The 10,534-nt window shown below is 43.2% G+C and carries 3 protein-coding genes; all 3 read left to right on the forward strand.

Features of this window, described 5'->3' with window-relative positions:
- The first annotated feature begins 87 nt into the window (after nt 1–87).
- The 3 genes from WN50_RS03285 to WN50_RS03295 all read left to right on the forward strand — a co-directional run bounded on the left by WN50_RS03285 (nt 88) and on the right by WN50_RS03295 (nt 10,446).
- Nucleotides 88–2,898 (forward strand): phytase, encoded by a 2,811-nt coding sequence (locus WN50_RS03285; RefSeq protein WP_053221422.1) that lies wholly within the window; start codon nt 88–90, stop codon nt 2,896–2,898.
- 542 nt (nt 2,899–3,440) lie between these two features.
- Nucleotides 3,441–5,747, forward strand: a complete 2,307-nt coding sequence (locus WN50_RS03290; protein WP_053221423.1) for an alkaline phosphatase — start codon at nt 3,441–3,443, stop codon at nt 5,745–5,747.
- A 676-nt stretch (nt 5,748–6,423) separates the two neighbouring features.
- Nucleotides 6,424–10,446 (forward strand): glycerophosphodiester phosphodiesterase family protein, encoded by a 4,023-nt coding sequence (locus WN50_RS03295; protein ID WP_046281507.1) that lies wholly within the window; start codon nt 6,424–6,426, stop codon nt 10,444–10,446.
- The last annotated feature ends 88 nt before the right edge of the window (nt 10,447–10,534 follow it).

Here is a 10,534-nt window from a genome sequence, read left to right on the forward strand (position 1 = left end):
GATCAAGGGGGGATAGAGAGGGGTTGGGGGAGAGGTCAAATTCTACCAACAGAAAACGAACTACAAACTATCTACTAGGGTTTCTTTATGCTATCCAACCAAACAACATTAAGCCGCAAAACCGTTTCTTCTGTCGAATTTTTGGGCGAAGTTACCTTTCCCACTGGGTTAACTTTTGAAGATACAGAAGTTGGCGGACTTTCGGGTATTGTTTACGACGCAGAAAGTCAAGTATATTACAGTATTTCTGATGACCGTTCCCAAAGGAATCCCGCCCGATTTTATACCCTCGAAATTGACTTAAATGATGGCAGTTTAGACGAAGGCGATATCAGCTTTCAAGACGTTACAACCCTACTCAATGAAAACGGCGAACCCTTCCCCGAATTTAGTTTAGACCCTGAAGGAATTACCCTCACCGAAAACAACAGCTTATTTATTTCTTCCGAAGGCGACGCCAACCGACTCATTAACCCCTTTGTTAACGAATTTTCCCTCGACGGCGAACTTTTAGATACACTCCCCGTCCCCGAAAAATTTCTCCCCACCGCAGACCAAACAAGCGGAATTAGAAACAACTTAGCCTTTGAAAGTTTAACCCTTTCCCCAAACAATCGCTACCTTTACACTGCCACAGAAAACGCTTTATTTCAAGATAGTCCAGCCGCAGATATTGACACCGAAAGTTTGTCTCGGATTATTAAATATGACCTCGAAACAGGTCAACCCGTTCAAGAATTTGTCTATGAAGTTGATGCAATTCCAGAAATTCCTGAACCAGCCGATGCTTTTGCAGATAATGGTTTAGTTGAACTACTTGCCATTGATAATAACGGTTCGCTTCTCGCCCTTGAACGATCTTTTGCAGTTGGAAAAGGCAACAATATTCGCTTGTACGAAGTCAAAACCCAAGGGGCTTTAGATGTTCAGAATTTAGAGGATTTATTTTGGGATGAAGTTGGAATTGCTTTTGAAATTGACCCCACAGTTACCAAAGAATTACTGATTGATTTTGAAGCCGATTTTGGCATAACTCCCGATAACATTGAAGGCATGGCATTCGGCCCGAAACTTCCCGACGGACGCCAAAGTTTAATTGTGGTTAGCGATAACAACTTTAACGATACTCAAGTTACCCAGTTTATCGGTTTAGCCGTAGATTTTGATAGTTTACCCGCCGCCCAACCCGTTCTAGAAACGCCTTACACTGTCGATGAAGAAGGCAATTCAGAAGCCGTTTTAACCGGAGATTCTGACGATCCGGCGATTTGGATTAACCCGGAAAATCCCGAACAAAGCCTAGTTATTGTCACCTTAAAAGATGGCGGTTTGGCGACCTTAGATTTAAACGGGGAAATTGTTGAAGAAATTTTACCCGCACCTTTTGGCGAAATTCGCTATAACAATGTTGACCTGATTTATGACTTTGAAATTGGCGAAGAAACCGTTGATTTAGCCGTCGCCAGCGATCGCGAAAACGATACCCTAGCCATCTGGAAAATAGATCCCGAAACTTTACAGTTAGTTGATGTTACTTCGGATAATATTCTCGAAACCATTTTTGGGGTTGATGATGGAGAACAAACCGCCTACGGTTTAGCAACTTATAAAAGTCCTGTTTCTGACAAATCTTACGCCTTTGTAACGCAAGCCGACAGCAACCAATTTGCACAGTTAGAATTGGTCGATAACGGTTCGGGTCAAGTCGATGCTAATCTCGTCCGAACAATTGAATTACCCACACCCACAGGCGATCCAAGTGACTCTCAATCCGAGGCGATTGTTGTCGATCAAGAATTGGGTTTTGTTTATCTGGCTATTGAAAATGAAGTTGGAATTCTCAAGTTCCAAGCTGAACCGAATGCGGGGGATAATTTTGAGGTAATTTATAGCGTCGAAGATAATATTCTTGTACCCGATTTAGAAGGTTTAATTCTCTACTACGGCGACAACGGGAATGGTTATTTAATTGCTTCGAGTCAGGGCGATTCCAGTTACGGTTTGTTTGAACGTTCGGGAAATAACGAATTCCTCGGTCAGTTTATTATTGCGGGAAATGGTGACATCGATCAAATCAATGAAACCGATGGTTTTGATTTAACAAATGTTGCTTTGGGTGAGGCTTTTCCCAATGGATTATTTGTCGTTCACGATGGCGCTAATGACCCTCAATCTGTGGTCGAAGATGAAGAAGAACTGGAAAATAATAGTACCAACTTTAAGTTTGTTCCCTGGGAAAGTGTGGCGAATGCGTTCCCCGAACCTTTAATTATTGATACCAATAGTTTCGACCCCCGCAACCCCAACTCTAGTTTAATTGGCGGAACTTCCGAAGCAGAAACTCTCTTAGGAACCGCAGAAAATGACCTCTTTAACGCGGGTGACGGAAATGATACCGTTGCGGGTGGACTGGGAGATGACCAAATTTACGGAAGTTTTGGGGATGATGTCCTGCGAGGCGATGAAAATACTCGTTCGACCGGCGGTTCCGATGGCGGAAATGATACCATTTTTGGCGGTTTGGGAAATGACCGCATTGGGGGAAAAGGCGGTAACGACCAACTGTTTGGCGGCGCTGATGATGATAACATCTGGGGGGATGATGGCGATGATTTGCTGCGAGGCGGTTTAGGAAATGATACCCTAACAGGCGATGATTTTTCGGGTGGTCAAGGCGCCGATACGTTTGTTTTAGCCGTTGGAGAAGGAACCGATACTATTACTGATTTTGAAGTTGGTATTGATGTCATTGGTTTAACTCAAGGCTTAAGTTTTGACCAGTTATCGTTAGAAACTCAAGCACAAAATACCTTGATTAATTTCGGCGATGAAACGTTAGCTATTCTGCAAAAAGTAGACGTTGAAAGTTTAACTTCTGCTGATTTTAGTTTGGTTTAGCCTTTGTTTATAGGAGTGGTCAGACAGTTCAGTTAATTATTTCATTTTCTTGATTTCCTCCTGACTCCTGACTCCTGACTCCTGACTCCTCTCTTTCTTCTTCTTGATTTCCTCCTGACTCCTGACTCCTGACTCCTGACTCCTCTGTCGTTTATTTATAACTGTTCAACCGGACATGATATGACGCATCCTACAAACTTCTAAAACGCTTATCTAGCTTCAGCATTTGCGTCTAGAGATTCTTGAATAACAGGATAAAATCAGGGCGCAAGTGCTTTCTTTCTGTTTTGAATCGATGAGGAAATAGATCAAAGCTAAAAACTAAATCTTCTGGAATTTAAAATATCAATTTTTATTGATAGGCTTTTAACTGTGTTTAATTGACTTAAACACATTAGTTTTTGATGCTTTCATATCAAAAAAATAAGTTTAAACAATCAATAAACTTTACTTAATCTTGGCGTGAAATCCTAATAGAGAACAACAAGTTTTCTACAAAAAATTTTGTTGTTCGAGTTAATAGAGAGGAGAATATTTCTAACATGGCTAAGAACGTTATTATTATGATCGGCGACGGTATGGGTTGGGAAATGGCCCGTGCTGGCGCGATTGCGAAGACCGGAGAATCTTATACTTCTGGAGTAGGAGAAGGTTTAAGTTTTCAAGAACTCGATGGCTACTCATTTGTTACGACTTACGGGACAACGATTGCCCCGGGTAGCGAAGAACCCAATCCCGCTAATCGAGTTTTCAACACAAGTAATAGCGCTCTCTATGGTTCAGGTTCTAACCTAACAGGAACAAACCCCCTTCGCCCTGACTTCGTATTTGAACCAGATTTCAATGCTGGAATTGATGCCAGTGGCGGCGCTGCAAACCCCGGTACTACAGCCATTGGTAACTTAGTCGGTTATGATCCTGAACGGGGCGGAATTAATCCCTGGACTCCCGGTAACGATCCTGAATATATTAAGTACAGCTATCCCGACTCTGCTAATACAGCCACGACACTCTATACCGGAGTTAAAAGCTACAATAGCGCGATTGGCGTTGATATCTACGAACAACCCTTAGAATCGATTCTGCAAATAGCTGCTGATTCAGACAAATCTACAGGTTTGGTTTCTTCTGTTCCCATTGATCACGCGACCCCTGGTGCGGCGGCGGCTAACGTCAACCGTCGTAATAAATATGACAGCGAGTTTCCCACGCTTGATAGCATCCTTCAGCAAGAACTCCGCATTTACAAACCCACTGTAATTTTAGGCGGTGGTCATCCACTCTCAACCCCAGAAGATCCTCTACCCGGAGAAGTTGAGCCACCTTCGGACAATACCTTTATCTTGGAGTCAACTTACCAAGAACTAAGTGCAAACCCCACAGACAACGTTTATGGCTACACGTTCTTAGAGCGTGGAGAAGATGCCGCAGCCGTTTTAGCGGAGACTGCCGCAGAAATTGATCCCAACCAGGGAGAACGGTTACTGGGTCTGTACGGCGCCCGAGGACAAAATGGTAACTTACCTGTTAGTTCGGCTGATGGTGACTACAGCACAACCGGGTTGGATATGTTCTCCCTGTTTAGTTCAGCCCAGGCTGGTAGTCCTAATAATATTACCCCTGGTGTTCCCAACCCAGACACCGAGCGCCCCCTTCTCCCTGGAGAAACCGATGAATCTTTTATTGCTCGGGAAATCAACGAAAACCCCACGCTACAAGATTTAACGGAAGCGGCTTTAGATGTCTTGGCGAAAGACGAAGATGGTTTCTGGTTAATGATTGAAGGTGGAGATATTGACTGGTCTGCCCATGATAACAACATGGATAATTTGATCGGTACAATGCTGGACTTTGATAAATCAGTTCAGAGTGTCATGGATTGGATTGAGGAGAATGGCGGATGGGAAGAGAACCTGCTGGTTGTTACTGCTGACCACGACCATTATCTCACCTTAAGCCCTGATTTCCCTGAACTGTTGGCAACTGAAGGTGCTGAAGCTTTAACCTATGAGTTGCATACTCCAGAGGAATCCGGTCAATATTGGGGTTCTGACCCAGAGGTTAAGTATGGCTGGGGTAGTCACACGAACCGTCCAGTTCCCGTTTATTATCAAGGCGAGGGTTCAGAGGTCCTCGATGGTTTAGTCGGTGAAGGCTACAACAGTTATGGCTTCGAGATTCCTGGTTTGCCTAATCACGTTGATCAGACTCACATCTTCCAGACGATGGCTGCTGCGGTCACAGGAACCGATAATTACATCAACGGTTCTCAAAATGCTGAGACCTTCGTGGGTGAAGCTGGCAATGACTTGATCATCGCTCTGGGTGATAATGATACGGTTGCAGGTTTAGCTGGAGATGACCAGATTTACGGCGGCGATGGCAACGATGTTCTGCGTGGTGACGAGAACGAACGTTCTCCGGGGGGTCAACCAGGCGGCGATGACATGATCTACGGCGGTACAGGGAATGATCGCATTGGCGGTAAAGGCGGTAATGACAAACTTTACGGCGATGATGGCGATGATCAAATTTGGGGCGATGATGGTGATGACCTCTTGCATGGCGGCTTCGGGAATGATACCCTAACAGGCGATGATTTCTCAGGAGGTCAAGGCGCTGATACGTTTGTTTTGGCTTTGGGAGAAGGAACAGACACCATTACGGACTTCGAGTTAGGAATAGATAAGTTGGCTTTAACCGCAGGTTTGACTTTTGAACAGTTGTCAATAACGGCTTCGGGCAGTAACGCTTTAATTTCTGTCGGAGATGAAAGGCTCGCGATTTTAAACGGCGTTGAAGCAGTGGGTTTGATTGAGAATTCGGCTGCAACATTTGCTCAGATTTAATGGGTTTTAGTTTAGCCGAGGATTGTTAGTTCGTAGTTTGTCGGATGGGTCAGATAGTTAAGTTAATGATCTAATTCATTAATTTTTCGCTCTGACTCATCCAAAACTTAAACTTGTGCAATCCTTTGTCTAACTGTATTAACTCATAATTCGTATACTCAATTTTCCCGGTTTCGTCTAGAAGCGGGGGATTTGAGCTGTTTAATTTTATAAATCAAATCAGATTTAGATTATATCATGCTTCTCCAAATAAATTCAAGATAAAAATCATTAATTTTAGTTTTTTTGAGGAGAGTAAATTCATCAGTTTTTTTTCAAAAACTTTAACCCAATTTAATGGTTTCATAATTCTATCTTAAACTTCAAATGGTACCTTAAGGCTTTGAGTCTGATCAAAATATTTGTTCTCAATCAAATTACAGGCTAGTTTTTTTACTGCGATCATGTTCAACAGAAAAGAGACTGGAAAAAGTGTCCGTTTAAATGATTAAAGTAAAAAAAATTGATAAGTCTGGGTGCAATGACCAACAACCTTAAAACGGATCTCAGTCGAAAAAATCGGATGATATTTATACGAAGAAGCAGAGATATTTGTTTCTCATGTTCTTCCTTGTAGGTATCTGTTTCGTTAACGCCTTTACTCAATTCATACGACGCGATTCATCTACCCAAAATTATGGAAAACATCAAACTCGTTGGTTTTGCATCACTTCCTGCTGATACCTTTGCAGAAGGGCCGCCTGCGGGTGGAAATAATGGCAACGGTGAACCTGTTTCTGGAAATGGCAGAACAGGCCCTTTTGATGGGCAACCCGTTCAAGGATTTAGTGGGGTACAATTTGCCCCAGGAAGCGACGGAAATACCTTCTGGTTCCTGTCTGATAACGGTTTTGGGAATATAGCAAATAGTTCCGATTATTTACTGCGTCTCTATCAAGTTGATCCGAATTTTGTGGGAACAGAAAACGGCGATGCGAGTGTAGAGGTTCAGGGTTTTGTACAACTATCTGACCCTAACAATTTAGTTCCCTTTGAAATTATCAACGCAGGAACAGAAGACCGTTTCTTAACCGGAACAGACTTTGATATTGAGTCCATTGTTGTCGAAGGAGATAGCATTTGGATAGGCGATGAATTCGGCCCCTATCTGTTAGAATTTAACTTAGATGGAGAACTCCAACAAGCACCCATTGCGACTCCCAATATTCCCACCCTCAACACCTTAAACGGACAAGAACCCATCGTTATCGGACATCGGGGTGCCAGTGGAGAGCGTCCTGAACACACGTTAGAAGCTTATAAATTAGCCATTGAACAGGGTGCTGATTTTATCGAACCGGACTTAGTTTCAACTAAAGATGGTGTATTAGTTGCGCGTCACGAAAACGAAATTTCCGGTACAACTGATGTTTCCGAACGTCCAGAATTTGCTGATCGTTTTGCCACTAAAATCATCGATGGTCAGGAAATTAGCGGTTGGTTTACTGAAGATTTTACCCTCGAAGAACTCAAAACCCTCAACGCTAAAGAACGCATTCCTGAACTACGCGGAACTGACTTTGATAATGATGGTTTAAAAGTTCCCACATTGGCGGAAGTGATCGACTTAGTTAAACAAGTTGAAGCCGAAACCGGGAAGCAAATTGGCATTTATCCTGAAACCAAACATCCGACTTATTTCGACAGTATTGATCTCTCCCTCGAAGAACCGTTAATCAACACATTAGTTGAGAACGAATTTACCGATCCCAACCGGATTTTTATTCAGTCTTTTGAAGTCGGTAATCTTCAAGACCTGCACAATACCATTATGCCCGAAGCGGGAGTTGATATTCCCTTAGTCCAGTTAATTGGTGGCGGTGGTGCGCCCTATGATTTCATTGAAAATGGCGACGGGCGCACTTACAATGATTTAATTACCCCCGAAGGTTTGGCGGAAATTGCCACTTATGCTGATGGAATTGGCCCCTCTAAACGGCGCATTATTCCGGCGGTAACTGTTGATAATGACGCCAATGGTGAACCCGATGATCTCGATGGAGATGGACAAATTACCGATGCCGATCGCGTACTCGGTGAAGCCACTTCTTTAATTGATGAAGCCCATGATGCGGGTTTGTTAGTTCATCCCTATACTTTACGCAATGAAAGCGTCTTTTTAGCCTCTGATTATAACGGAAATCCCGAGGTTGAATACGAACAATTCATTCAATTGGGTGCTGATGGTTTCTTTACAGATTTCCCATTAACAGGTGATCAAGTTCGCGATCAAATTGTTGGGGAAAATGTGCGGGCGCCGCAAAATGCTGATTTACAATTTAATAGTTTATCGGGTGAAGCACCTTTAGTTATCGCCCACCGAGGCGCGAGTGGAGATCGTCCCGAACACACTTTAGAAGCCTACAAACGGGCGATCGCACAAGGCGCAGATTTTATCGAACCTGATTTAGTTCCGACGAAAGATGGCGTGTTAATTGCCCGTCACGAGAATGCTTTAGCAACGGTTCAACTCGATGAAAATGGTAACATTGTTCTCGCTGAAAATGGCAATCCCATTATTACTTCAGAAACAACAAATGTTGCCGAATTAGAACAGTTTGCGGATCGTTTAACGGTTAAAGAAATTGATGGGGATCTCTATGGCGGTTGGTTCTCCGAAGACTTTACGTTAGCCGAAATTAAGGAATTAAAAGCCCGTGAACGCATTCCGGGGGTTCGTCCTGACAATACTGAATTTAACGATCAATTTGAAATTCCCACGCTGTCAGAAGTGATCGACTTGGTAAAACAAGTTGAAGCCGAAACCGGGAAAACGATTGGCATTTATCCCGAAACAAAACACCCAACGTTCTTTGAAAAAGAGGGAACGTTCTTAGATGGAACTCCCATCAATATTGATACCTCTGAAATTCTGGTAGACACGTTAGTTCAGAACGAATTTACCGATCCGAGTCGGATTTTTATTCAATCTTTTGAGATTGAAAACCTACTCGAACTCCAAACCGAATTTTTACCGGAAGCGGGAATTGATATTCCCTTAGTTCAGCTTTTAGGTGACTTTACCTTATCCGAAGGAAGCTTCTCTTTCCCCTACGATGTTGTCTACAACTTTGGCGAAGGAAACGTTAATGCGACTCCCGAAGTTTATGCCGATTTCCCCATAGAATTTTCCGCAGAAACCGACTACGGAAAGTTAGCCGCTCCTGAAGTAATTGACTACATTGGTTCGGCTTACGCGGAAGGTTTGGGACCCTGGAAAAATAGCTTCATTTTGCGCGAAAGTATTGCTGAACCTGTTGATGGAAATGGTGATGGAAATGCACAAATTACCTCTCAATTAACTGGAGAAATTCTCCCGTTAGTAGACTGGGCGCATGATGCGGGAATGCAGGTTCATCCCTACACCTTGCGAATTGAAGAAAACTTCTTAACGTTGAACCCAGATGGTACTCCTCAAACCTTAGAAGATGAAGTTCGTCAACTAACTGAAATTGGTGTGGATGGGTTCTTTATTGACAACCCCGTTGTCGGACGAATTGTGGTGGATCAAGAGATTGAACTGCCGAATTTAAGCACCTCTCGCGGCTTTGAAGGGATGGCGTATAGTCCTGATTTAACCACATTATATCCTCTGTTAGAAGGCTCTGTAACGGGCGATCCAGAGAACGCTTTACGCATCTATGAATTCGATGTTGAATCTTCATCTTATACGGGTTTAGTGGGTTTCTATCCTACCGATGTTCCGGGTCATGCGATTGGTGATTTTACTCCCATTAATGAAACTGAGTTTCTCGTAATTGAACGGGATAATAATCAAGGAGAAGCCGCAGCATTCAAGAAGATCTTCAAGATAGATATTTCTCAAGTCGATGACAACGGCTTTGTTGAAAAAGAAGAACTCGTTGATCTGTTGAATATTGCTGACCCAGATGACCTCAATGGTGATGGTGAAACGACCTTTAGTTTCCCGTTTGTCACCATTGAAGATGTGTTAGTTCTTGATGAGAAAACAATTCTGGTTGCTAACGACAATAACTATCCCTTTTCTGTGGGTCGTGGGCCAGATATTGACAACAATGAAATCATCCAACTCGAACTTGATGAACCGCTTAATCTTGATCCGCGTTTAGGAGTTCCTTCTACTACGGTTGAACCCACTGATGGAGACGATATTTTAGCAGGTTCAGCGAATAGTGATATTATTGCAGGTCTTCTCGGTAATGATGTCATTAACGGAGGTGACGGTGATGATATTCTGCGAGGGGATTTAAACAGTCGTTCTCCCGGTGGTTCTATTGGTGGAAATGATACCATTTCTGGCGGTTTGGGTAACGATCAAATTGGCGGAAAAGGCGGAAATGATCTGCTATTTGGTGATGAAGGAGATGATTTAATTTGGGGCGATGATGGCGATGATATCATTCGTGGAGGTCTAGGAAATGACACCTTAACAGGGGATGATTTCTCTGGTGGTCAAGGTTCCGATACATTCATTTTAGCTGTGGGTGAAGGAACCGATACCATTGTTGATTTTGAACTGGGAATAGATGTCATTGCTTTAGCCAATTTAACGTTTACTGACCTTAATTTAACCTCCGAAAATGGCAATACTTTAATCACATTTGGCGATGAAGTTTTAGCCCGGGTTGGAGGTGTTGACGTTAGCAGTTTCACCCAAGATTCATTCACTTCCGTTTAATTAATTCTCCCCATTAACAATTAATTCCCCCTCGCCTCACCCCCCCTTTTTAAGGGGGGATCAAGGGGGGATTGGAGAGGGGGCTAGG

It is taken from the genome of Limnoraphis robusta CS-951 (assembly GCF_000972705.2).